The organism is Yersinia sp. 2541 StPb PI (genome assembly GCF_052217145.1).
Taxonomy (GTDB): domain Bacteria; phylum Pseudomonadota; class Gammaproteobacteria; order Enterobacterales; family Enterobacteriaceae; genus Yersinia; species Yersinia enterocolitica_E.
This window is the reverse complement of sequence record NZ_JAZGQB010000001.1, coordinates 4741413-4767981: the sequence shown is the minus strand read 5'-3', so window position 1 is coordinate 4767981 and position 26569 is coordinate 4741413. Positions and strand designations below refer to the sequence as shown.

Genomic DNA, 26569 nt, shown 5'->3' with positions numbered 1-26569 from the left:
TTTTTATTCAACATGGACACCCCCATGGATAACAGAATAACGGAACAAACTATCGGTTTTATTAATGCAATGCCAGGTAGCCAAGTTTATTATTATAGCGCGTTGGCACCCAGTATTTTGGTAAATGAGCAGGCTATTCCCGAAGTGCATTATCAAATATTCAGGAGCAGCGCCACCGCACAACCGACGACTTACTACGCAATACTCTCATTGCAGACGCAACTGAACAGCAGTATGGCTGCTGCACAGGCAGCGGCGCGGGATAATCCCGATATTCCGCCGGACGCGACCCTGCTCCCCTTACAAATTATTGCCAGCACTGCCACGCTCAGTATTCCACAAGCTATGCCTCAACTGCTGAATCACACCTCGCTGGGGAATAATCAGTTTTGCTACATCATGGCCGCACTGACTGATACGAATGATATTGAGCGAATCGTCGCGCTGCTTCAGCAACCGGAATCAGCACCGATTGCCGTCAGTTATAAAATCGACTACCTGCAACAATTACCCCCCTCAACCTTTGAACTTGATGCCCAATGGGATCAGGTATATGAATATCTGAAAATCTCATTCGGTTTTAATGCGCTGATTTTTTCTTTTAATATTGATGATATTTCCGAAACCTTAATCAGTAATAAGCTGGTTACTATCAAGGTAAGAAATACCAACCCCGACCATTATATGAAACAAGCCACGGCTGAATTGAGCACGATTCTGACTTGCGAATTTTTCACCCCAGTATTTGGTCAAATAAAAACAGCCCCCGCGCCTAAATTTGGTTTCCAATTACAAAACATCTCAGTTAAAGATATTGATAAACGCACGCTCAGTGCCCGAATCACCGAAACTACGGTAGTGCGGCGATCTCTCTATCCTCAAGCGCTTTTTGCCACATTGGTTAGCCAGAGCCATTATGATGCCATCGACGTCGTAAGCTATCACGAGCTTCAGGATGATTTTTTCTCTTACCGCAGCATAAAAGCTCAACTGCTGACATCTGAGTTAGACGAAAATATTCAATTGGTGGCGCTCAATTTGACTTATGGTAACACGCGGTCCCCGTTAGTTTTTTCCAGAAATAATATGGCGGCCAAAACGTTCCATTTTTCCGCCATTATCGACCCTATAACAAAAAAAATGTCCTGGCCGGTGGAGTATCAGTTCACATTATATTTTAACCATCCGGTCGGTGGTGTGATGTTTGTCAGTTCAGCCATCATGAGCACATCCTTAACCGAAATTTTTTTAGACATTGAATCGTTATATAGCCGTTATCATTTCGTTATTGCCACAGAAAAAAGATTCAACTGGGCATGGTATACATCAATATTGGTAAATATCACCTGTACCCATATTGAAAACAAAGAAAACAGCACATCAAAAAACTTCCACATCACCGAGAAAAAACCGTCAGAAGAATACAGCATCATGCTACCAGATCCTGAATGCTATACTTTTTCGGTAATCAAAGAATATAGCATTAGCGCTAACACTCCCCATATACCAGTAAGGTTAGACCAACCCACCAGCCAGGATGTCAGCATATCTTCACGACTCTATAAACAAAGAACGCTGAAAATCACCCCAGCGTTTGACTGGGAAAGAATCACACAGGTTCTAGTCAATGTGACTTACTGCTATAACCAATTCGCCATGAACACGTTAAAGGAAGCATTTTATTTCTCTGAAGACCAGTCAGAATCTGCATTATTTAGCGCAGATCAACCCGACCCGACATTACTGTTTATTAATCTCGACATCATGATTATTGATAATGACGGCGGCATTGAAAATAAAGAATTCATTACCGATGAAGATCAGATCTATATTACCAACTGACCATGAGGAAATATCATGTTATTACTGAGAGAAAAAACCGCCACGATTAAAAACATCACGTTTTTTTCTGATGATTCAGATGAAAACCAATTTTGGTATTTGCCCGGTGATATTCATATTGCCGTACGTGATGGGAAACCGGTATTTTCATTAATTAAATACACCGGTGATGACGCCAACCAACAGGGAGGATACATCAATTTTGAGGTCAATACTGCCGTCGATGAAGGCGAACTCAATACTGCGTTTACCGATTACCTGAATAAACTGAAGATCAAGCCGCAAAATGCCCGTAAAGCGCCAGTACCGTTTAACAACGGTACCGTGAACTTTTTTGTTCTGGATGCACAAAATTCCAACGGCCAGTTGATTAGCGCACAAAGCTCTAGCCTATTTGGTAATAACACCGCCATTTTCAGTGCCAAACTGACGCCACAACAGGCGGTTATTCTGGAGGCTGCGTTTAATCAAGCGCAGGCACCAGCGGCGGTGGCTTACAACCTCACTTATACCGGTATCACCCCAGCATTGAAAGTGGATGTTACAGCGGAATTTGACAGCGTTTATAAGGAATTCGGTGCTAAGTTTGGCATTAATATTCCTATTCCGGTCGAGACACCGGCAAGTTTTTGGCTCGGCTTTGACAGCGTGATTAAGAAACTGGAGCAAGATCAAAAACTCGTGATTAAAGTGACCGAAAGTATGCCCGGCGATCAGGCGACCAAAGAAAAAGAGTGGGCATTACAGTTTGTCAAAGAAGAACTACTAAAGATATTTTTCAACGCAACCATTAAACCAAACGCAGAAAGTAATGAGCAGGCAAAATCAGCCAGCGCTTCCATTCTGGAATCATTGATTGGCAGTAAAGATGAAAAAGGGAAAGGCGGTCTTTTCCCCTGCGCATCATTGGAATTAAAAGTGGTCAACATTACCGAGCATAAAACCTTATCCTTTAACTACACTTCATCAAAAGCGATTACTCAGGCCGCCGTACCACAAAACTTTATCGGCACCGACACGTTAAAAGCCCAAAAAGATAAACCTTATTTTATTGAAGTAAACGTCAATGATCCGTTCTTTCAGAAAATCGAACTGCAAATCTTCGGCCCTGATGGCTTTGAAGAGTTCGGTATCAAAGCGGCAGCATTTCAAGCCAGCTACAATAACAATGTCTATACCAGTGATGCCTTTACCGAGGACGGTAAAGAATGGCGGAAAAATATTGCCAGAAGCAAAGACAAAAATGAATTACTCGATATTCAAGGCGAGTTTATTTTTAAATCAGCGAGCAGCTCCGGCTGGGAAGGTAACAGCAGCTATCAGTCAAAATTCAAAACCGCTTCTACCACCATCGGTCTCGATCCGAGTAATTTACTCACTTTCAATGAAATTGATATTTTCCTCGATCGCCAGTTCTCCTGGGATAAATACAATCAGGTGCTGGTTGAACTCACTTATCTTGATGACAAAGAACAAAAGAAAACCAAGAAGTTCTCCTTTAATCCCGATAAAACCAAAGCGCAAACCTTCAAGTATCGCTGCCTGACAGAGAAACCCTGGACGGTTCATTATACGATTACCTATCTTGAGGTCGGCGGGCATACCCGGTTGGTCGACGGTACAGATAATCCGCCTGCCATCGTTATTCCGACATGAGCTACGGTAAATAATCATGGTTGAACGCGTTGCGGTGTTACCAGAGGCATTGGACGCCCTGGTAACCACTTTATGCCATCATGTGCCGGATTTAGCAGGCACGCTATTACCCGACATTCACCGTTTTAGCCAGAAACGGATGGCATCGGGGCTGCTGTCTGCGGCATTTAATACCAGTCTATTGGCTTATAACGGTTGCCCACTGGAGTTCACGACATCCAGCATAAAACCGCAGGCTGTGGCTTGCACGTTTGATACTTTTCTCCCGCTATTCACCCAGGCTCGTGATATTGGGGCCTTCAGTGCGGAAAATTACCCACACGCCTCGTCAGACTCGTCTGCATCCTGCTTCGCACACATTGCTCGAATACAACGGCCGGATACGCCTACCCAAGCGCTAAAATTTGGCTCATGGTTGGGGCGGAAATATACCGCTGACGGCATTAAAACCAAGGTTTACTCCGAAGTACCGCCAAATAATCAAGCATTAATCGCTCTGTATGCCTCCCCGCTAAATCACGCCAATAGCGATTATCCCCTGCATCAGTTAACCGCAGCCGGGCTATCGCTGTTGATGATTGGCTATTACCCAGATAACCCTGACACACCAACTGAATATTATTATCAGTGGCACAGCGCAGAAATAACGCTGGCAGACATTGCCAACGTTATGCGGTTATTTGGTATTGAACGTGGGTTTCCTCCGCTGGCCGCGCTGCTCAGGCAGGTATTAGCTAACATGCCTAATCCAGATGAATTCCCCGCCACCACCTATGGTTTCAGCCTGGTCTATAACCATCGACGCCAGTTGGAAAGTTTTAGCCTGTTTACTATGGCGCCGCGCTTTTTAGGCGGCAACGCGCAGGCTGCCATCAAGATTGGTGAGCTATTGCAGCACGTGGCACAGCCCATGCCGCTGCTACAAGCGTTGCTCAAGGAGAATGTGCCTCTTCAGTTTAATGTCATCGGCTTTACGGTTGATGCACAGGCAAGGTGCGGCGTCAGTTGTACCTTCAGCCCGCAGAACGACCTTTGGCGCGAGGTTGCCCTACCAGACCGTAGCCCGCCGCCGCCGCGTGGCATGTCGCCAGATGCAATCCTCCGACAACAGCAATCAGAAAACGGGGCATTCCTGTCCAGCGTCAGAACACCCGACGGCCAGTGGCATCAGGATGCCAATGCTTTTGTCACTGCTCAGGTATTAAGGACGCTCGACTACACCGAGCAAACGGCTTCCTATATTGATCGCGCGCTGGATTTTCTCGCTAGTTGTGAAACCCGCCCCGGTCATTTCAGTTTCTGGCCTCGTCACGCTCATCCCCGTTGGATGAACGGCCAGATGATTGACGCCGATATTGATGACACGGCGATAATTACCGAAATGTTATACAAATTTGGCCGTATTTCGCCTGACGCCGTTCGCCTGACGCTGATTGAGATGAATGGCTATCAGCTACAGAAGGTTGATGCCCGACTTACCGAACCACAGCATCAATGGGCTGAATGTCAAACCTTCCACACTTGGATGAAACAAAATAATGAGATTAGCCAGCTCGACTGCTGTGTTAATACCAATGCGCTAATTTTACTGTATCGTTTTTATGGCGAACAATGCGCAACCCTACCGGCTTATTATCGTATTATCACCATGCTGAATAAAGCCGTCGTCTGGAGCCAAAACGAATATCAGAGAATAACCCAATTAACCCCCTACTACGCTCATCCCGCCGAATGGTTGTCCACACTTGAATATGCCCAAAATATCGGTATCGATACACTATCTGACATTATTACGCCGTTAAAAAAATGGCAGCTTGCCAATAGTGCTAGGGAAATACCACTCTATCGTCGTCACGATGGGCAGTATCTGTGGACCTCATCCTATTTATCAGCGCTAAGGCGTTGTTCTGTTCTCTATGATACGAAGGATACCTATGAACATCTTTCTCAATGATCTGGTCACGCTAAACAAAATTATTCTGGAAAACGCGCAGCAGCAGTTTACCGACAATGTTAATCTGACCAGAAAATTATGGACAACTCTAACGCCATTATCCGATGAATTGATAGCACAGGTCAGTACCGAGAATGTCTCTGGCGAAATACGCTATCAGATTGAAACCATAACAGATGGCATTAGTTGGACGATGGTACTGAGTTTTTTTCTCAACAAAAACATTCAGGAAATGCCTTATGTAGTGCTCAATTTCAATCAGTTTGGCAAATTCAATGAAATGATATTTCAGGACGTGGCACTCAAAGCTGAACGGCAATATCAGGCTCAACTAAAACTAACCCGACTTGAGCAGCGAGATGCGTTATTAAGAGCCTTATCCAACTACGATGCGCAAACCACGTTGGTGATCGCCATCAAATCTGATACCGGCCTGCTGAATACTATTACTGATCCTAAAATATTTTATTTTGCGGAAAATTATTATCCTTATATCTACCGCGGCATTGCGCCACCGAATCCACGTCTTGAATTAATTCTCACACCAATAGAATATCATCAATACTGGTATAACTATTATCAGGATAATATTCGTAAAGATTATCTTTATTATTTACCCGATACGTTTCAACTGGCCAGTAACAGCAATGACAATAATAAACCCATGTTGTCGATCTCCTTTTCTGCACCAGAAGGGGCAACAGAGGTGGCTCAGTTTAATGTGACCTTTGACTATTTCTTGCTACCCAAGGTGGACAGACAACGCATTAGCGACGCCGAAACTACCTTTATCCAATCCCAGCCACAGGGTAAGTTGATCCCTTTTTCCAGTGCGCATAGCCTTAAACTACGGTTGTCATTACCGGCGGGGAAAACCGAAGAAACCAACGCAATAGTAAACCTGCAAAGCGGTATTATTGATTCGTTCACGCTGCCATCGGCGCAGTTTGCAAAAATTTGGGATGCGCTGTTTGATACCACGGCACAGCATCTGTTGCTCAATGGCGAGCTGGAAGTTAAACAGGAAGGCTTTAGCCCTGACAATATCCCGGTACAGCTCAGGATGCCGGTTGCATATAAAAATAATCCCCAGCTATTTATCGATAATTCCACCCCAGTTGAAATTGTCAAAACGCTGAAGTTTATCAGCAGCCAGGGTGCTTATGATCCCACCGGCCCGAAACCCATAGAACAGATACTAATCAGTATCAACCACCAGACGATAGCACTGAATAGCGAGCAGCCTACCAAAACCTTAGAAGTGAAAGTGTCGGCCTTGCAACTCATTCTTAATCCGCAAGAAAAGCTGATCTACCATTATGATGTGCAGATTCATTACCAGGATGGGGCAAGGAAAGAGCTTAGAGATTTAACCTCGACCTTCGAAATTATTTATGTCCCTTGACACTCTCCCAACGACGCTGTGGCATTAAAGTGTCGTTGGGTAATATATTGTGTTTTTATATATAAACTGATGATAGCGGCAGCTATCTAAAAAACCGGCAACGTAACTTTTGCCGATTCCTGACAATGACTGTTTTAATTTGGTCATAAAAAAATCCGGTATGCTTTTAAACAGCATAACCGGACTTTTCGAGTTAACGGCTATTTCATCCGCCCACAATATTTTGTGCTATATCTATCGCAGCTTATTCAACCGTGACTGATTTTGCCAAGTTACGTGGCTGGTCCACGTCGGTGCCTTTAATTAGCGCGACATGGTAAGAGAGTAACTGTAGTGGCACGGTATAGAAGATAGGCGCGATAATCTCTTCTACATGTGGTAACTGAATGATTTTCATCCCTTCACTGTCAGTGAAACCGGCATCTTGATCAGCAAACACATACAGCAAACCGCCACGGGCACGCACTTCTTCAATGTTGGATTTCAGTTTTTCCAACAATTCATTATTTGGCGCAACCACGATGACCGGCATATCAGCATCAATCAATGCCAATGGACCGTGCTTCAACTCACCTGCAGCATAAGCTTCAGCGTGAATATAAGAGATCTCTTTAAGTTTCAGCGCGCCTTCCATCGCAATCGGATATTGATCACCGCGACCAAGGAACAAGGCATTGTGTTTATCAGAGAAACCTTCAGCCAGCGCTTCAATGGTTTTATCCAGAGACAACATCTGTTCAATACGAGCAGGTAGAGCCTGTAACGCATGAACAATATTCTGCTCCAGACTGGCATCAGCGCCCTTCAGCTTGCCAATACGCCCCACCAGCATCAGTAATACTGTCAACTGAGTGGTAAAGGCTTTCGTTGATGCTACGCCAATCTCAGTACCGGCTTTGGTCATTAACGCTAAATCTGATTCACGCACCAGCGATGAGCCAGCGACGTTACAAATAGCCAGCGACCCCAAATACCCCAACTCTTTTGATAAGCGCAGAGCAGCTAAGGTATCGGCAGTTTCACCTGATTGTGACAAGGTGATCAACAGGCTGTTTGGGCGCACAGCGGATTTGCGGTAACGGAACTCAGACGCAATCTCTACGTCACAAGGCACACCGGCTAATGATTCAAACCAATAACGCGAAACCATGCCTGAGTTATAAGAGGTACCACAGGCAATAATTTGAATATGTTGAACATTTGCCAATAATGCATCCGCTTTAGGGCCAAGTTCAGATAAATCAATTACACCATGATTTAAACGGCCTTCCAGCGTATTTTTAATCGCCATTGGCTGTTCATAAATCTCTTTCTGCATGTAATGGCGGTAAACACCTTTATCACCGGCATCGTACTGCACCTGAGATTCAATTTCAGGGCGCTCAATAGCATTACCCTGTTTATCAAAAATTGCGATGCTACGGCGAGTTACTTCAACCACATCACCTTCTTCCAAGAAGATGAAGCGGCGAGTCACGGGTAATAACGCCAGTTGGTCAGAGGCAATAAAGTTTTCACCTACACCACAACCAATCACTAATGGGCTACCGGAACGCGCAGCCACCAAACGACTTGGGTCACGACTATCCATAACGACAGTGCCGTAAGCGCCACGTAATTGCGGGATAACACGCTTAACCACTTCCAGCAAAGATCCACCTTGCTGTAGCTCCCAGTGCACCAAGTGAGCAATAACTTCAGTATCTGTTTCAGAACTGAAACGGTAGCCACGACCAATCAGTAATTCACGTAAAGGTTCGTGATTCTCAATAATGCCGTTGTGTACCACAGAGATATAGTCAGAAACATGAGGGTGCGCATTGGCTTCCGATGGCTCACCATGGGTAGCCCAACGGGTATGTGCAATCCCGGTGCCACCATGTAAAGCCTGATTTTCGGCAGCATCAGACAGCGCCTGTACTTTACCCACCCGACGTAAACGCGTCATATTACCTTCAACGTCAACCACTGCTAAACCAGCAGAGTCATAGCCACGGTATTCAAGACGACGTAAACCTTCGATCAGAATCTCAGCGATATCACGTTGCGCTACTGCGCCAACAATTCCACACATCTATTTTATTCCTATGTAAGGTTCTTTTAGAACCTTGTCGATGTCAGTGACCTGATTTTCCGGATTTTCCGGGTTCCCCGAGCCTGTAGAGTTGGGGATTATTATGTTTTGCTCTGTGTTTTCAGCATCAATAGATAAACCAAAAACACAGGGCAAAACATCCCTTCAAAGAATAAACGATATTGAAGGGGCTGTTTTAATATAACCTAAATAATTCGAGTTGCAGGAAGGCAGCAATTGAGCAGATCCCCAGAAGCTTACTTATTTTAAGGTCAACGACCAGTAAGTAACTGGGGTGATTGAACGCAGCCAACGCACATGCAGCTTGAAATATAACGGGTATAGCTTATTTTTTCTTCACCGGACGCTGCCAGCCCTGAACATGGACTTGTTTAACACGGCTAAGCACTAACTCATTTTCCGCAATATCGCGAGTTACGGTAGTTCCCGCAGCGATAGTGGCACCCTTTGCAACAGTGACCGGCGCGACCAATTGAGTATCGGACCCAACAAAGACATCATCGCCAATAATAGTTTTAAACTTATTAGCTCCATCATAGTTGCAAGTTATGGTTCCTGCGCCAATATTTACGCCCGAACCAATCTCGGCATCGCCCAAATAGGAAAGATGACCCGCTTTCGAGCCTTTACCCAAGCGGGTATTTTTGATTTCAACGAAGTTACCAACATGTGCGCCTTCAGCTAATTCAGCACCTGGGCGCAGGCGGGCAAATGGCCCAACAGAGCAGCCAGTATCCAGGCGTGAGTTTTCTAATACGCTATATGGGCTAATGTCAGAATCATCACCGATCACACAATTTTTCAGTACGCATCCGCTACCAATACGAACCCGATCACCTAAAGTCACATGACCTTCAATGATGACATTGGTATCGATAGTAATATCACGACCATGTGTTAATTCTCCGCGCAAATCAAAGCGCGCGGGATCCAGTAACATCACACCGGCCAATAACAGTTTCTCAGCCTGCTCAGACTGGTATACACGCTCTAGAGCAGCGAGTTGCAGGCGGTTATTTACCCCTTCAACCTCACTCAACCGAGCGGGGTGAACCGCAGCAACCTTCTTACCATCAGCATGTGCCAATGCAATAATATCGGTGATATAAAACTCACCTTGAGCATTATTGTTATCCAACAGTGATAGCCAGCGCTTTAGATCACGCCCATTAGCAACCAGTATTCCGGTGTTGATTTCATTAATTTCGCGCTGTGCATCACTGGCATCTTTATGCTCAACAATCCCCACCACGTCGCCATTCTCACGCACGATACGGCCATAACCACTTGGGTTATCCAGCTTCACGGTCAACAAGCCAATGCCGCCTTGTGGCTTCGCCGCCAGCAGTCGCTGTAAGGTATCCACAGAGATCAACGGCACATCGCCGTATAGCATCAGCACATCTTCATCGTCAGCAAAGTGCGGTGCGGCTTGTTGCATCGCGTGCCCGGTACCCAACTGTTCAGCTTGTAATACCCAGTTCAAAGAGGGATCGGATAGCGTCTTTTTCAGCAGATCGCCGCCGTGCCCATAAACCAGATGAACGTTTTTTGCACCCAGCTTCATGGCCGCATCAATAACATGCTGAACCATCGGCTTACCTGCCAATGGGTGTAACACCTTAGGAAGGTCGGAATACATGCGTGTTCCCTTACCTGCGGCAAGGATGACTACACTCATTGAGCTGTTAGACATAAGCAACCTGATAACTCCAATTTAATAGACGGAAGTAAACCTGTTTAGCGAAATAATTACTACATATTTCTCAACGAAAAATGTACTCAACCCGCATGGTTAAAGGGTTGTTGCTACTCGTCATGTAACGAAAAAATGGGGCGAAAAGTGTCTGCGATCAGCGACGCTTCCCGTGCTGTTTTTGTCAAAACACATGTACATATTTACGCTATTAACCACTTATTTTACGACAAGAAACAAGAGTTTTCAGAAAGAAACGCTTTGAGTTTAGCTGAGGCTTAACTAAATAGTAGGAAAGCGGATTAAGGGAGATAAACCAAAGGCGAGTATCTGTGTTATCTGATGTATAGGTAAAAAAAAATGCCAATCAGATTTACTGACTGGCATTCTATTTTTTATTTATACCTTCGTACTGGAAGTTGCAGTAGCGTTAGCTTGCTACCTACCTGCAACCCCAATGACCTGAGTATATATAGTAATTTTATAAATCAACGAGTTAACGCAACCCATTAGTATAAAATTACATCGCCTTCCTGGTCAGTTCGATTACGCGTAATTTCGCAATCGCCTTCGCCAATTCAGCGGATGCCTGAGCATAGTCGACGTCGCCGTGGGAGTTGTTGATATGATCTTCGGCTTTACGCTTAGATTCCAGCGCTTTAGCTTCGTCCAGATCAGTTCCGCGAATAGCTGTGTCAGCCAATACGATCACAACGCTCGGTTGCACCTCAAGGATGCCGCCAGAAAGATAAATAAACTCTTCCTCACCGAACTGCTTCACGATACGTATCATGCCAGGCTTAATGGCAGTGAGCAGTGGGGCGTGACCAGGGAAAATCCCAAGTTCGCCTTCACTACCCGTCACCTGAATTTTTTGTACCACGCCAGAGAACATCTTCTTCTCTGCGCTCACAACATCCAGATGGTAAGTCATTGCAGCCATGTCACCCTCCAGTCAACAGCGTTACAGTTTCTTGGCTTTTTCCACTGCTTCTTCAATGGTGCCAACCATGTAGAACGCCTGCTCCGGCAAGTGGTCATAGTCGCCGTTCATGATGCCTTTGAAACCACGAATGGTATCTTTCAGCGAAACGAACTTGCCCGGTGAACCGGTAAAGACTTCTGCCACGAAGAACGGTTGAGACAGGAAGCGCTGAATTTTACGCGCACGGGATACAACCAGTTTGTCATCTTCTGACAACTCGTCCATACCCAAGATTGCGATGATGTCTTTCAGCTCCTGGTAACGTTGCAGAATAGACTGCACGCCACGCGCTACATCGTAGTGCTCCTGGCCAACAACCAGCGGATCAAGCTGACGGCTGGTGGAGTCAAGTGGGTCAACCGCAGGGTAAATACCCAAAGAGGCGATTTGACGACTCAAAACGACGGTTGCATCCAAGTGAGCAAAGGTGGTTGCTGGTGATGGGTCAGTCAAGTCATCCGCAGGCACGTAAACGGCCTGAACAGAAGTGATTGAACCCGTCTTGGTGGACGTAATACGTTCCTGCAACACACCCATCTCTTCTGCCAGCGTTGGCTGGTAGCCTACCGCTGATGGCATACGACCCAGCAGTGCGGATACTTCCGTACCGGCCAAGGTATAGCGATAGATGTTATCGATGAACAACAGTACGTCACGACCTTCATCACGGAATTTCTCCGCCATGGTCAGGCCGGTCAGAGCAACGCGCAGACGGTTACCTGGTGGCTCATTCATCTGGCCATACACCAAAGATACTTTGTCCAGAACGTTGGAGTCCGTCATCTCGTGGTAGAAGTCGTTACCCTCACGAGTACGCTCACCCACACCGGCAAATACAGAATAACCTGAGTGCTCGATCGCGATGTTACGAATAAGCTCCATCATGTTTACTGTTTTACCAACACCCGCACCACCAAACAGACCCACTTTACCGCCCTTAGCGAACGGGCAAATCAAGTCCATTACTTTGATACCGGTTTCTAACAAATCTTGTGAGCTGGCAAGCTCTTCGTAAGAAGGCGCTTCACGGTGGATTGCCCAACGCTCTTCTTCACCGATCGGACCTTTCATGTCGATTGGGTCACCCAATACGTTCATGATACGGCCCAGAGTTGATTTACCAACCGGCACTTCAATTGGGTGTTCCAGGTTGATGACTTTCAACCCGCGGCTCAGACCATCGGAAGAGCCCATTGCGATACAACGAACAACACCACCGCCTAGCTGTTGCTGAACTTCCAGCACCAGCTTCTCAGCAGTGCCTTCAACCTCAAGGGCGTTGTACACTTTTGGTACAGCGTCTTGGGGGAATTCGACGTCCACTACGGCGCCGATTACCTGGATAATCTTTCCAGTAGCCATCTTGAATCCTCTACGTAATACGTTTACCCGTCATACTTCAAATTGCTGGGGCGTTGGCTGCTTTTTCTCACCCCAGTTGCTTACTTTATTAGCAAGCGCCAGGGGATTTGCTCAGTTGCCGCCGTTTCGCAATCTGAACTATTTAGGGTAATAACCTGGTTAAACCGCGGAGGCTCCCCCGACGATCTCGGTGAGTTCCTGAGTGATGCTGGCCTGACGAGCCTTGTTGTAAACCAACTGCAGCTCTTTGATCAGACTACCGCCGTTATCGGTGGCGGCTTTCATCGCTACCATTCGCGCGGCCTGCTCGCTGGCCAGGTTTTCAACGACGCCCTGATAAACTTGCGATTCCACATAGCGACGCAGGAGGGTATCCAGCAATGCTTTAGGATCGGGTTCATACAGGTAATCCCAGGATTTCTTCTTCAGCTCACCATCTTCCGCAGGCGGAAGCGGTAGTAGCTGCATGATCCGTGGTTCCTGAGACATCGTATTGATAAACTTGTTATTAACGATATACAGCTTATCCAGACGACCTTCATCATAGGCTTGCAGCATCACTTTGACTGGCCCGATAAGCTCTGACAAGGAAGGGTTATCCCCCATGCCAGTAACCTGAGCGACAATCTTGCCACCCACGGAACCAAAGAAAGAAGCTGCTTTTGATCCAATCAGCGCTAAATCACATTCAACGCCTTTTTCAGACCAACCTTTCATCTCAGCCAACAGTCTTTTGAACAGGTTAATGTTCAAACCACCGCACAAGCCACGGTCTGTAGAAACCACCAGATACCCAACGCGCTTAACGTCACGCTCTTCCAGGTACGGATGTTTATATTCCAGATTACCTAACGCAAGGTGACCAATCACACTACGCATAGTTTCTGCATAAGGACGGCTGGCCGCCATGCGTTCCTGCGATTTACGCATTTTGGAGGCGGCGACCATCTCCATGGCTTTGGTGATCTTTTGCGTGTTTTGCACGCTGGCGATCTTGGAACGTATCTCTTTTGCGCCGGCCATTTCTGCTTCTCCTCATTACCAGACGGCCTGCTTTTCTAATGAAAAGCAAGGCCGCATAGCGTTACCAGGACTGGGTTGCCTTAAATGTATCAAGGATGCCTTTCAGCTTGCCCTCGATCTCATCGTTGTACGCGCCAGTTTGGTTGATTTGTTGCAGAAGCTCGGCATGCTCACGGTCAGCAAACGCTAACAGCGCAGCTTCAAAGCTACCTACCTTCGCCAACTCAACATCACCCAGATAACCACGTTCAGCTGCGAACAGAACCAGAGATTGCTGCGCAACAGACATCGGTGCGTATTGTTTCTGTTTCAGAAGCTCGGTCACTTTCTGACCGTGGCTCAGCTGTTTACGTGTTGCATCATCCAAATCGGATGCGAACTGGGAGAACGCAGCAAGTTCACGATACTGTGCCAGAGCAGTACGAATACCACCGGACAGTTTTTTCATGATCTTGGTTTGCGCTGCACCACCCACACGAGATACGGAGATACCTGGGTTAACCGCAGGACGAATACCGGCGTTAAACAGGCTGGATTCCAGGAAGATCTGACCATCGGTAATCGAAATTACGTTAGTCGGAACGAACGCGGAAACGTCCCCTGCTTGAGTTTCAATGATTGGCAATGCGGTCAAAGAACCGGTTTTACCTTTCACTTCACCCTTGGTAAAGGCTTCAACGTAGTCGGCGTTAACACGCGCAGCACGCTCCAGCAAACGGGAGTGGAGGTAGAATACGTCGCCAGGGTAAGCTTCACGACCTGGTGGACGACGGAGCAGCAAGGAGATTTGACGATATGCAACAGCCTGTTTAGACAGGTCATCATAAATAATCAGCGCATCTTCACCGCGGTCGCGGAAATATTCACCCATAGCACAACCGGAGTAAGGTGCCAGGTACTGCAATGCTGCAGATTCTGAGGCGGTAGCTACAACCACAATGGTATTAGCCAAAGCGCCATGCTCTTCCAGTTTACGCACTACGTTAGCAACAGTAGAGGCTTTCTGGCCGATAGCAACATACACACATTTGATGCCGGAATCGCGTTGGTTGATGATCGCATCAATCGCCAAAGCAGTTTTACCTGTCTGACGGTCACCGATGATCAATTCACGCTGGCCACGACCAATTGGGATCATGGCATCCACTGACTTATAGCCCGTCTGAACAGGCTCATCAACGGATTGACGTTCGATAACGCCAGGTGCGATAGCTTCAACAGCTGAGAAGCCGTCGTTTTCTACCGGACCTTTACCATCAATAGGTTCACCCAGAGTATTGACGACGCGACCCAACAGGCCACGACCGACGGGAACTTCCAGGATACGGCCAGTACATTTAACCTTCATGCCTTCGGCAAGATCGGCGTACGGACCCATAACTACAGCACCTACGGAGTCGCGCTCCAGGTTCAGTGCGATTGCGTAACGGTTGCCTGGCAGTGCGATCATCTCGCCCTGCATAACATCGGCTAAGCCGTGTACGCGAATGATCCCGTCACTAACGGAAACAATAGTACCTTCATTGTGAGCTTCGCTCACCACATTGAACTGAGCAATGCGCTGCTTGATCAGTTCGCTGATTTCGGTGGAATTCAGTTGCATATGCTCCAGTCCCCTTAAGACTGCAAGACGTCCGCCAGGCGTTCTAGACGACCGCGAACGCTGCCATCTATCACCATATCGCCTGCACGTATTACTACGCCGGCCATTACGGACTTATCGATTTTGCAATTCAGCTTAACTTTGCGTGATAGACGTTTTTCCATCGCAGCAGCAATTTTAGCTAGCTGTTCGTCTTTCAGTGGGCTCGCAGAGCTCACTTCGACGTCGACGGTCGACTCCAGCGAGGCACGCAGTTGAATAAACTGCTGTAGCACCTCAGGAAGAACCAGTAAACGGCCATTCTCCGCCATAACTCGAATGAAGTTCTGTGCGGATTCATCGAGCTGATCACCACAGACTGCAATAAACGTCTTAGACATTGTTTCTGGTGCAACAGCACCGGAAAGCAATTCAGCGATCTGTTCATTGCGCGTCACTTGGGCAGTAAACGCTAGCATATCCTGCCAACGATCAACCGCCTGGTGCTCAACAGCAAAGTCAAAAGCTGCTTTGGCGTAGGGGCGAGCTACAGTTACAAATTCAGACATCAGCCCCTCCCTCCTTACAGTTCAGCGACCAGTTTATCAACGATGTCGCTGTTAGCAGCTTCATCCACGGAACGTTCGATGATCTTCTCGGCGCCAGCTATAGCCAACATCGCGACTTGCTTACGCAACTCTTCACGAGCACGCTTACGTTCGGCGTCGATCTCTGCCTGCGCTTGCGCCACGATTTTGTTACGTTCCTGTTCGGCTTCAGTTTTAGCTTCATCAAGGATCTGAGCTTTGCGTTTACTTGCCTGCTCGATGATCACCTGTGCTTCTGCTTTAGCCTTCTTCAGTTGGTCGGTCGCATTGGCTTGCGCTAAGTCCAAATCTTTTTTGGCACGCTCTGCAGAAGAGAGACCGTCAGCAATTTCTTTTTGACGCTTCTCGATGGCAGCCATAATTGGCGGCCATATATACTTCATACAAAACAGGACAAACAGGACAAACGCGATGGCCTGGCCGAGGATTGTTGCGTTAAGATTCACAGCACAATGCCTCTTTAAAAGTTAATAGTTTGGTGTAGTTCACGGTAGAGAAAACTCTACTTACGCGACAGCAAACATCACGTACAGACCCAGACCAACAGCGATCATAGGGATGGCGTCAACCAGACCCATGACGATAAAGAACTGTGTACGCAGCAGAGGAATCAGGTCAGGCTGACGTGCAGCGCCTTCCAAAAATTTACCACCCAGGATGCCGATACCGATCGCAGCACCGATTGCCGCTAAACCCATCATTATAGCGGCAGCCATGTACAGCAGATCCATATTCAGGTTTTCCATGACAGTCTCCAATTATTTCAGTTAAACGCAGTAGTGTTATACACTTCATACTTCAAGCTACATGTGCGTTGGCTTCCTTCGTTCACCCCAGTCACTTAACTTATGTAAGCTCCTCGGGATTCGCTCAGTTGCCGCCTTCCTGCAACTCGAATTATTTAGGGTATATTAAGAAAATCAGTGCTCTTCGGACGCCATCGACAGATAGACAATCGTTAGAACCATGAAGATAAAGGCTTGTAACGTAATAATCAGTATGTGGAAGATAGCCCAAGGTAAACTGAGCATCCACTGTGACCACCACGGCAACAGACCCGCAATAAGGATGAAGATCAACTCACCCGCATACATGTTGCCGAACAGTCGCAAACCGAGTGAAACGGGTTTGGACAGCAGGCTGACACCTTCCAGAATTAAGTTAACTGGAATAAATATCGGGTGATTGAACGGCTGCATCGTGAGTTCTTTTACGAAGCCGCCTACACCTTTCATTTTGATGCTATAGAACAGAATCAGGATGAAGACACCCAATGCCATGGACAAGGTAATACTCACGTCCGCAGTAGGTACCACGCGCAATGCAGGTAACCCAAAGACATGTTCACCGATGTAAGGCAGTAAATCGATTGGCAGTAAGTCCATCATGTTCATCAATAAAACCCAAACAAACACGGTCAGGGCTAATGGTGCTATGACTTTACTTTTGCCGTGGTACATATCCCGCACGCTGTTATCGACAAAACCGATAATTAACTCAACAGCAGTCTGCAATTTGCCAGGCACGCCACTGGTGGCACCTGCCGCGACTTTGCGGAACACAAACAGAAAAGCTAACCCCAGCACGACAGAGAAGAACAAAGAGTCAATGTTCAACGTCCAGAACGTTGCAGGGCCAGGTGAGTGGGGATTGACCAACTCAAAGGTACGCAGGTCCAACTGAAGGTTATTCAGGTGGTGACCTATGTAGTCCCTTGGAGTAGAGATTTCTCCTGATGCAGACATGATGCCTCTTACCCTTTTTGTAGTTAAATACGATAACGGTTAAGTACGGTAGCCGCTAATCACAGCCGGTGCCAATATCTGCACAATCAGCACCGCCAAATAGGTTAAACCGAGTGGCGCAAACGCTGCTTTAAACAGCCCCAAAGCCACAATCAGCAAAATTATCGTCATGATAACTTTTAACCCTTCGCCAATGGCAAACGACCACGCAACACGACCTGGAGCTGCTGTTTTTGCCTGATGGCGGCAAGCAAACAACATAAACATGGCGCTGGGCAACCAAGCCGCCAATCCTCCTGCCAGAGCAGAAGCACTCCATTCCAGGCTTTTAAAGCCAAAAGCAGCACTGAGAACAACAAAAGTCATTAACTGCAAAAACAGCAGCTTTCGTGCGATTTTCCCACTGTAAAGGGATACAGGCATGACGTTTGTTCTCTCCGAACCACACTAAGGGTATGCTGAGTGAGGTATAAAACTGCCTTTTACCCCATTGAGTCAAGCAGCAAAAAACGAGCAAATTATACGGGCCACTCAAACGAATTCAATCGATAAGTAGCGAAAAGGTGAACAATTATTTAAATTTTCTTCTTTCGGACTATTTTCACAAGAAAAGCCTCGGAATAAAGCCCCCATTTAATTGTCTGACGATTCCAACCATTACCAATAAAGCGTGCAACTGATCACAAAACTTAAAACAAACTGATTTATATCCCATAAAGCTTCTGTTTGTCTTTAACGAAAAGAGCCATTAAAAAGTTTTATAAATCATAATGTTAAAATTAAACTATTATCGAACAACTTATCTACTTAGTAAAAACTTCCCGTTGACATTTCAGATAATAATCAAGCAACACTTCGTCTACATAAAAAGAGTGATGGCACAGCTAAAGTAATGACTAAAGTGACTATTTGCCAGCTTTCAATATAGTTATGCCATCTGTTATCGCTGTTTTTGTAAACAACACGTAAAATATAATCTGCCGGTACGATAGTAAGCGAAGAAATACTTATCGATATTAAAAATAATAAATACGATAATTTTCCTACCATCCGCCAAGGATTTATTACATTTTTTTGATAAATAACAAAGTTAGTTTGACTTAAGAATGACCAGATGGCGTTCACCTTCCAACTCTGGCACCTGCAATCGCACGACCGATTCAAGGCTAATACCCTCCGGCAGTACGGCTAACTCATCGTCCGGCCTCACCCCTTTAAGCGCATAAAAGCGCCCTTCAGGCTTGGCTGGCAAATGGTGACACCAAGACAGCATATCTTGTAGAGATGCAAATGCACGGCTTATTACACCATCAAATGGCGGTTTTGCGGCAAAGTCCTCAACTCGGCTTTGCACTGGCTCAATATTATTTAAGCCCAGTTCGTGCTGTACCTGACGCAAGAAGCGTACACGTTTACCCAAGCTATCTAGCAACGTAAAGTGCGCAGTAGGCCGTACAATTGCCAGCGGTATCCCAGGAAGCCCAGGGCCGGTGCCCACATCAATAAACCGGTCACCCTGCAAATGTGGGTTAACCACAATACTATCCAGAATATGTCGCACTAGCATTTGCTGTGGGTCACGAACAGAAGTCAGATTGTAAGCTTTGTTCCACTTATGCAGCAGTTCTACATAGCCTATCAACTGTAATTTTTGCTGTTCAGGTAACACAATAGCTGCGGCATTTAGCAGGGAATCTAATTTTTTTAACACAACAATATCCTCTGACTAAGCTCGTTCAGTCAGCATGAAAAGGGCCGGGATGAGGAATGATAATCTAGCTTGGCAGTGGTTTGAACCGTTAGTTGTGGCCTGAAGCAAAGAAGAACTTACCTGCACTGCTTATCCCTTAGCAATGCAGGCAAACGTCGATTGTTAGGCACTACGGCGTAGCAACCCCTGTTTTTTCAGCCAAACCAATAAAATAGAGATTGCTGCTGGGGTAATGCCAGAAATACGCGAGGCTTGTCCGATTGAGTTAGGTTTGTGATCGTTCAGTTTAGCGATGACTTCGTTCGATAAACCAGACACCTGACGATAATCCAGATCAGCCGGCAGTAGAGTATTCTCATTGCGCAGTTGTTTTTCAATTTCTTCCTGCTGACGCGCAATATACCCTTCATATTTAACCTGAATTTCAACCTGATCCGCAGCTTGTGGATCTGTTAATGCTGGGCCAAAAGAGGTTAGGGTTGTCAGCAAACGATAATCAATTTCAGGCCGACGCAGTAATTCTTCACCATTGGCTTCTTTAGACAACGGCGCTTTTAGTAATGCATTGATCTCAGAAACGTTTTCTGAGTGTGGATGTACCCAGATATCACGCAGACGTTGACGTTCTTTTTCAATTTGCTCAATTTTCTTGCTGAAATGTGCCCAACGAGCATCGTCAACCAACCCCAATTTACGGCCCATCTCAGTCAGGCGCAGATCCGCGTTATCTTCACGCAGCATCAAGCGATACTCTGCGCGAGAGGTAAACATGCGATACGGTTCTTTGGTGCCAAGGGTGCTTAAATCGTCCACCAGCACGCCAAGGTAAGCTTCATCGCGGCGAGGTGACCATCCATCGTCATCGTTAGCGAAGCGGCCCGCATTAAGCCCTGCAAGCAGCCCTTGAGCCGCTGCTTCTTCATAGCCGGTAGTGCCATTGATTTGCCCAGCAAAGAACAGACCGTGGATATATTTGCTTTCCAAGGTAGGTTTCAAATCACGTGGATCAAAGAAATCATATTCGATGGCATAACCTGGTCGAATGATACGGGCATTTTCTAGCCCTTTCATTGAACGGACGATTTGCATCTGTACATCGAAAGGCAGGCTGGTTGAAATACCGTTCGGATAGATCTCATTACTGGTCAGACCTTCTGGTTCAAGGAAGATCTGGTGTGAATTACGATCGGCGAAACGCATGACTTTGTCTTCGATCGACGGACAGTAGCGTGGCCCGATCCCTTCAATGATCCCGGCATACATTGGGCTACGATCCAAGTTATTGCGGATCACTTCATGGGTTTTTTCATTGGTGTAGGTGATATGACAAGCCATTTGTTCTGGATGCTGGCTAGCATTACCCAAGAATGAAAATACTGGAATAGGCGTATCACCGAACTGAGGAGCCAATTGGCTAAAATCAATGGTCCGCGCATCAATACGTGGTGGAGTACCGGTCTTAAGGCGATTAACGCGCAGTGGTAATTCACGCAAACGCTGTGACAATGAGATGGATGGCGGATCACCAGCACGACCACCACTGTAGTTCTGAAGACCGATATGAATTTTTCCGTCGAGGAAAGTACCAACGGTTAATACCACCGCTTTCGCTCGGAATTTAAGACCCATTTGGGTGACTGCACCCACAACGCGATCATTTTCAACAATCAGATCTTCAACTGGCTGTTGAAAGATCATCAGGTTTGGCTGGTTTTCCAATGCGGTACGTACTGCCTGGCGATACAGCACACGGTCAGCCTGAGCTCGGGTCGCTCTTACCGCTGGCCCTTTGCTGGCGTTTAGTATCCTAAACTGAATACCCGCTTGGTCAGTCGCCATGGCCATCAGACCACCCAGAGCATCGATCTCTTTTACCAAATGTCCCTTACCGATACCGCCAATCGCTGGGTTACAAGACATTTGTCCCAGTGTGTCGATGTTGTGCGTCAGCAATAAGGTCTGACGTCCCATGCGTGCCGCTGCCATTGCAGCTTCCGTGCCGGCATGGCCACCACCAATGATGATGACGTCAAATTGATCTGGATAAAACATGGTACTGCACCTCGCCGTTATGCGAATTTCTGTGTTTGCCCTGGGGTGGGGGATTCTACTCAAGTTTAGACTTTCGACCAAGCGGCTTAGGATCCCCCTTAATTAAAAGAAGATCTTTTTATTTAAAGATCTCTTTATTAGATCTCTTATTAGGATCATGATCCTCTGTGGATAAGTGATTATTCACATGGAAGATCATAGTATTAAGGAAGATCGTTTGCTGTGAATGATCGGTGATCCTATTGCGTATAAGCTGGGATCTAAATGCCATGTTATACACAGGCACTCTGAGGTGCCAAGGTTGTTATGTGGATATGTACCGGTTTTACCCTGCTTTTAAGCATACTTATCCACATTCGTTCGCGTGATCTTTAATCAAATTAGAGCAAATTAATCCAATTTTTGACCCAAACCTCTGCCGGATCCTCGGGAATTTCATGTTGTATGACGTCAATTTCTAAAATATCACCCAAACGTTTGGCGCCTTGTGCGATCAATTGTTGATCCAATGCTCTCACTGCACCGCAGAAAGTGTCATATTCTGAACTGCCCAAACCAACAGCACCAAAGTGCACTTGAGAAAGATCAGGCTTCTGTTGTTCGATTTGTTCTAATAATGGTTGAAGGTTATCTGGGAGATCACCCGCACCGTGGGTTGATGTGACTATTAGCCACGTACCCTCAAGCGTAAGCTCGTCTAATTCAGGGCCATGCAGCGTCTCTGTAGAAAAACCTGCTTCTTCTAATTTCTCAGCTAAATGTTCAGCAACATATTCAGCGCTGCCGAGTGTACTGCCACTGATCAAGGTAATGTCAGCCATAAAGAACCCAACCGAAGTAAAGAGCCGGTATTGTACGCTGTGAATCAGCTGGGATCTACCTGTGGATAATGTGGGTATAGTTATTTAGTGCTCAAGGCACAATGGTACGCATGATGGGGTTTTGCAGGGAGATAAGTGTCTCCGTTGACTGGATCTCATCGATAGTCTGGATCTTGTTGATAAGTACCTGCTGGAGCGCATCTATTGACTTACACATCACTTTAATAAAAATGCTGTAGTGGCCGGTGGTGTAATAGGCTTCTACAACTTCTTCTAAACCTTCCAGTTTTTTTAGTGCCGACGGGTAGTCTTTGGCACTTTTCAAAATAATACCGATAAAGCAACACACGTCATACCCGAGTTTTTTTGGATTAACGTGAACACAAGCCGCGGTAATGATCCCCGCCTGGCGCATTTTCTCCACTCGCACATGGATAGTTCCTGGACTCACGCCAAAATTTTTTGCCAATTCAGCATAAGGTGTGCGTGCATTTTCCATTAATGCGTTCAGGATGCCGCGATCGAGATTATCGATTTGATAAATTTCACCCATATTTGCCTCCTTTTTTTAACGATTACTTAATTTAAGACCCATAAAAATGAATTATTAAAAGTGAAAAGGCAATATTGTTTGTTGGATATTGAATTTAACCCTCATTCTGTTGCTTAATCGATGTCAAGCCAGGTGGCATAACCTAATTAGCATAATCAGTAATAACGAATCGAGAAAACGGCAATGAAAAAACAATTTATCCAAAAACAACAACAAATCAGCTTCGTAAAATCATTCTTTTCCCGTCAATTAGAACAACAACTGGGTCTGATTGAAGTACAGGCACCAATCCTGAGTCGTGTGGGTGATGGTACTCAAGATAACCTTTCAGGTTCAGAGAAAGCCGTTCAGGTAAAAGTGAAGACATTGCCGGATGCAACTTTTGAAGTCGTTCATTCATTAGCTAAATGGAAACGCAAAACCTTGGGTCGCTTTGATTTTGGTGCTGACCAAGGGATATATACTCATATGAAAGCATTGCGCCCTGATGAAGATCGCCTGAGTGCTATTCATTCTGTGTATGTCGATCAGTGGGATTGGGAACGCGTGATGGGAGATGGTGAACGCAACCTGGCTTATCTGAAATCCACTGTTAACAAGATTTATACCGCTATTAAAGAAACTGAAGTAGCGATCAGTGCTGAATTTGGTGTGAAGCCATTCCTGCCAGAGAATATTCAGTTTATCCACAGCGAAAGCCTGCGTGCGCGTTTCCCTGACCTGGATGCTAAAGGCCGCGAACGTGCGATAGCTAAAGAGCTGGGAGCTGTATTCCTGATTGGCATCGGTGGTAAATTGGCTGACGGTAAATCTCATGATGTCCGAGCGCCAGATTATGATGACTGGACGTCGCCGAGTGCTGAAGGTTTTGCGGGCTTGAACGGTGACATTATTGTCTGGAACCCTGTTCTTGAAGACGCGTTTGAAATCTCATCCATGGGGATACGTGTTGATGCTGAGGCACTTAAACGCCAATTGGCACTGACTTCTGATGAAGATCGTCTGAAACTGGAATGGCACCAATCACTGCTGAGTGGTGAAATGCCGCAAACTATCGGTGGCGGTATCGGCCAGTCTCGTTTAGTGATGTTATTGCTGCAACAGCAACATATCGGTCAGGTTCAATGTGGCGTATGGGGGCCAGAAATTAGCGAGAAGGTTGAAGGCCTGCTGTAAATCCCCTTAATACTAGATGTTGTAGGGGGGAGTGCGCTTGCTGCCTACCTACAAGACCAATTATATTGGGGATTATTGATTCCCAATATAATTGTGGGTTTTTAATCTATGCTGTAGTGATATATAAATATTTTAAATATCACTATATGCAAGGTTGTTGATGTTATGGCCCTTTTTCATCCTATAAAGCACTATTTACACGCTCGGCCACGATTGTTGTTTTCGGTTGGCGCGGGTGTTGTCACTTATTTCCTGCTGCCAACACATTACTCGATATTGCTGCGTCTGATGGTGAGTTGGAATGTTTCCGCCTGGCTTTATTTACTGTTTTTATGGTTGCAATTATTACGCACTGATTCGACGAAAATCAGCAAAATAGCCCGGGTGCAGGATGAAAGTGCCAGTATGGTGCTGAGTATTGTCAGCATGGCGTGTCTGGCCAGTATTCTGGTTATTTTATTTGAATTGAGCACGGCGAATCAGCTCTCAGGCTCTGCCAAGGCGTTCCATTTGGTCCTGACAGGGCTGACGTTATTGGTTTCATGGTTATTATTATCCACCGCTTTTACTATGCACTACGCACATTTGTTTTATATGCGCCGCGATAAATCAGAAACGGTTCTACCGTTACTTTTCCCCAAAGAGATAACCACGCCTTCCTATTGGGATTTCCTTTATTTCTCATTTACCATTGGTGTGGCTTGCCAAACTGCCGATGTCTCTACCGGCACGTCAGATATCCGCCGCGTAGTACTCTTGCAGTCAGTGTTATCATTTATCTTTAATATGACGATATTGGGGTTGTCGATAAACGTTGGAGCGGGCCTGCTTAACTAGCGCTTCCAGCGGCGCATCAAGCGGCTTTTTAGCCCAGTATCAAAACGCCAGATATGATCGAAAATTCGCATGATACCGGGCTTACCATACGCAGACATGGCAACAGCATGAAAACGGTGCTGGTGGGCTTGTTGCTGGATTTTAATCTTTCTGACTAATTCGTCTGGTAAACGTTGGGCGATAAAATCTGAAATGATCACTGCATCTGCGTCATACCATTCTCTATCTTCCATTTTATTTAATGTACTGGCTAAGCAAGCAGCCAGATCGGTACCTCCGCGAAAATGTTGGCCAAGAAAACGAATCGCCTGCTCAATACCACTGGCAGCAGATAGCTCGTAGTGAATTATTTCAGTGGCAAATAGCATGATGTAACAGCGGCGATTATCTGCCAGTGCAATTCGAAGCAGAGCCAGACAAAATGCTTTGGCACATTGTTCGTTAAATCCGCCCATGGAGCCTGAGGTATCGACACAGACGATAAAAGGGCCGCGAGGGTGTTCATCATTGCTTTTAAGACTGACCGGGCGCTGTAAGGTTTTCTCCTGCCAGTTGTCACCCTGCAAACGGTAAGTGAGTAAGCGGCGCTCCAGTAAACGGCGATAAAACTCAAATTCCAGCTCGCTCATCCCTAACATCACCAGTTCCGTCGGGAGCAATCGCAAAATATCATTGCTTTGATGAATGCCACTGACCTCCTCTGGCACTGTATCGGGCTGGCGAACCATGACAGTATAAGGTTCAAAGCGAGCCTCTGGTGTCGGTTGTGCCTTTGCTGAACGGCTACGACCCAATTGCTCGGCCAGTTGTTGTAATTCGGGTTGTTGTTGTAGAAAGTCACCGTATTGCAGTAGCAATTGATAATCGCCACGCTGTAAGTGGCCCTGACTCATATCCCAAAGCCGCCCTGCTGCCCCATCATTGGTTGCCAGTACAGGTTCTAATGCCCCACTGAGCGCCAATCTCTGCTGGAGTTCAGCCAGAAGTTGCTCTCGCTCTTGCTCAAGTAACTGGTGATGAATGGTGATGGTTTGTAGCGTTAGACTGACACGCCAACGCTGTAAAAATAAGGTTTGTAAACTATCGCCGGGTTGAGGGTTTCTGGCTAAATCAGCGGTTTGTAGCAATGTATTGGCTTGTGAAGCAAAGGGCGATTGCCATTGCTGTAACTGAGCCACAATATCTGGCAGATGCACATAAAATAGTGGGCTACTTTCCAACAAGCTTTGTTGGTATAGGGAAAACTCATTTGCCAGAGTAGCCGGAGCTTTAGCCTCGCGGATACGCTGCTGTAAGTTTTGCTTCCAACCAGGAATATCTTTCATTAGCGCCCGTTTAATTCGCGGGAATTTTTCGAAAAATAGTGCTAATTGAGGTGACGCCAATAGCCCGATCACCATCTCTTCGATAAGCTCACCCTCACTTATCGATAGCAGCATATCCAATGTTGCCAGGCTGAGCATCTG

22 protein-coding genes are annotated in these 26569 nt (G+C 46.3%); 6 read left to right on the top strand and 16 right to left on the bottom strand.

The genetic code is table 11. The features are described from left to right. The first annotated feature begins 24 nt into the window (after positions 1-24). From V1953_RS21385 to V1953_RS21370, 4 genes are read left to right on the top strand one after another with little or no spacing between them, the layout of a single operon-like run. On the top strand, positions 25-1842 hold the full coding sequence (locus V1953_RS21385) for a hypothetical protein (RefSeq protein ID WP_442851280.1): 1818 nt from the start codon (positions 25-27) through the stop codon (positions 1840-1842). Between the two features lie 15 nt (positions 1843-1857). Beyond that, entirely contained in the window at positions 1858-3498 is a 1641-nt protein-coding gene (locus tag V1953_RS21380) for a hypothetical protein (RefSeq protein ID WP_442851279.1), read from the top strand. Positions 3499-3514: 16 nt separating this feature from the next. Further along, positions 3515-5452: a hypothetical protein gene (locus tag V1953_RS21375; protein WP_442851278.1), complete on the top strand. Its 1938-nt coding sequence runs from the start codon at positions 3515-3517 to the stop codon at positions 5450-5452. Next, positions 5433-6857 (top strand): hypothetical protein, encoded by a 1425-nt coding sequence (locus tag V1953_RS21370; protein WP_442851277.1) that lies wholly within the window; start codon positions 5433-5435, stop codon positions 6855-6857. The genes V1953_RS21375 and V1953_RS21370 overlap by 20 nt, the downstream gene beginning before the upstream one ends. Before the next feature lie 244 nt (positions 6858-7101). On the opposite strand, the gene glmS is transcribed toward V1953_RS21370, so the two are convergent. The 15 genes from glmS to asnC form a co-directional block, all read right to left on the bottom strand. Next, on the bottom strand, positions 7102-8931 hold the full coding sequence (gene glmS, locus V1953_RS21365) for a glutamine--fructose-6-phosphate transaminase (isomerizing) (RefSeq protein ID WP_442851276.1): 1830 nt from the start codon (positions 8929-8931) through the stop codon (positions 7102-7104). 346 nt (positions 8932-9277) lie between these two features. Next, positions 9278-10648, bottom strand: a complete 1371-nt coding sequence (gene glmU / locus V1953_RS21360; RefSeq protein ID WP_083161583.1) for a bifunctional UDP-N-acetylglucosamine diphosphorylase/glucosamine-1-phosphate N-acetyltransferase GlmU — start codon at positions 10646-10648, stop codon at positions 9278-9280. 520 nt (positions 10649-11168) lie between these two features. Next, a complete protein-coding gene (locus tag V1953_RS21355; RefSeq protein WP_004393020.1) occupies positions 11169-11591 on the bottom strand; it encodes a F0F1 ATP synthase subunit epsilon in 423 nt (140 codons plus the stop codon). 21 nt (positions 11592-11612) lie between these two features. Beyond that, on the bottom strand, positions 11613-12995 hold the full coding sequence (gene atpD / locus V1953_RS21350) for a F0F1 ATP synthase subunit beta (RefSeq protein WP_083161584.1): 1383 nt from the start codon (positions 12993-12995) through the stop codon (positions 11613-11615). A 159-nt stretch (positions 12996-13154) separates the two neighbouring features. Further along, positions 13155-14018: a F0F1 ATP synthase subunit gamma gene (atpG, locus tag V1953_RS21345; RefSeq protein ID WP_002220756.1), complete on the bottom strand. Its 864-nt coding sequence runs from the start codon at positions 14016-14018 to the stop codon at positions 13155-13157. Between the two features lie 61 nt (positions 14019-14079). Then, positions 14080-15621, bottom strand: coding sequence for a F0F1 ATP synthase subunit alpha (atpA, locus tag V1953_RS21340; RefSeq protein ID WP_004703877.1), 1542 nt, complete (start codon positions 15619-15621; stop codon positions 14080-14082). A gap of 14 nt (positions 15622-15635) precedes the next feature. Next, on the bottom strand, positions 15636-16169 hold the full coding sequence (gene atpH, locus V1953_RS21335) for a F0F1 ATP synthase subunit delta (protein ID WP_005186689.1): 534 nt from the start codon (positions 16167-16169) through the stop codon (positions 15636-15638). A 14-nt stretch (positions 16170-16183) separates the two neighbouring features. After that, on the bottom strand, positions 16184-16654 hold the full coding sequence (gene atpF, locus V1953_RS21330) for a F0F1 ATP synthase subunit B (protein ID WP_005186686.1): 471 nt from the start codon (positions 16652-16654) through the stop codon (positions 16184-16186). A gap of 60 nt (positions 16655-16714) precedes the next feature. Then, positions 16715-16954, bottom strand: coding sequence for a F0F1 ATP synthase subunit C (atpE, locus tag V1953_RS21325; protein ID WP_004393045.1), 240 nt, complete (start codon positions 16952-16954; stop codon positions 16715-16717). 174 nt (positions 16955-17128) lie between these two features. Next, on the bottom strand, positions 17129-17953 hold the full coding sequence (atpB, locus tag V1953_RS21320) for a F0F1 ATP synthase subunit A (protein WP_005161179.1): 825 nt from the start codon (positions 17951-17953) through the stop codon (positions 17129-17131). 39 nt (positions 17954-17992) lie between these two features. Further along, a complete protein-coding gene (gene atpI, locus V1953_RS21315; RefSeq protein ID WP_083161585.1) occupies positions 17993-18376 on the bottom strand; it encodes a F0F1 ATP synthase subunit I in 384 nt (127 codons plus the stop codon). A gap of 667 nt (positions 18377-19043) precedes the next feature. Continuing rightward, positions 19044-19664: a 16S rRNA (guanine(527)-N(7))-methyltransferase RsmG gene (gene rsmG / locus V1953_RS21310; RefSeq protein ID WP_083161586.1), complete on the bottom strand. Its 621-nt coding sequence runs from the start codon at positions 19662-19664 to the stop codon at positions 19044-19046. 162 nt (positions 19665-19826) lie between these two features. Next, the gene (gene mnmG, locus V1953_RS21305) at positions 19827-21716 is read right to left on the bottom strand and encodes a tRNA uridine-5-carboxymethylaminomethyl(34) synthesis enzyme MnmG (RefSeq protein ID WP_442849020.1); all 1890 of its coding nucleotides are present in this window, start codon (positions 21714-21716) and stop codon (positions 19827-19829) included. A gap of 380 nt (positions 21717-22096) precedes the next feature. Next, positions 22097-22537 carry an FMN-binding protein MioC gene (mioC, locus tag V1953_RS21300; protein WP_005192870.1) on the bottom strand — a complete coding sequence of 147 codons (441 nt, stop codon included), beginning with the start codon at positions 22535-22537 and terminating at the stop codon, positions 22097-22099. A gap of 91 nt (positions 22538-22628) precedes the next feature. Further along, the gene (gene asnC, locus V1953_RS21295; RefSeq protein ID WP_083161588.1) at positions 22629-23090 is read right to left on the bottom strand and encodes a transcriptional regulator AsnC; all 462 of its coding nucleotides are present in this window, start codon (positions 23088-23090) and stop codon (positions 22629-22631) included. A gap of 183 nt (positions 23091-23273) precedes the next feature. Between asnC and asnA the strand changes: the two genes are divergently transcribed. Further along, a complete protein-coding gene (gene asnA / locus V1953_RS21290) occupies positions 23274-24266 on the top strand; it encodes an aspartate--ammonia ligase (RefSeq protein ID WP_005192864.1) in 993 nt (330 codons plus the stop codon). Positions 24267-24431: 165 nt separating this feature from the next. Beyond that, positions 24432-25103: a DUF1345 domain-containing protein gene (locus tag V1953_RS21285; protein WP_442851275.1), complete on the top strand. Its 672-nt coding sequence runs from the start codon at positions 24432-24434 to the stop codon at positions 25101-25103. Here V1953_RS21285 and viaA read toward each other — a convergent pair. Next, positions 25100-26566, bottom strand: coding sequence for an ATPase RavA stimulator ViaA (gene viaA, locus V1953_RS21280; RefSeq protein WP_083161591.1), 1467 nt, complete (start codon positions 26564-26566; stop codon positions 25100-25102). The genes V1953_RS21285 and viaA overlap by 4 nt on opposite strands. Positions 26567-26569: the final 3 nt, after the last annotated feature.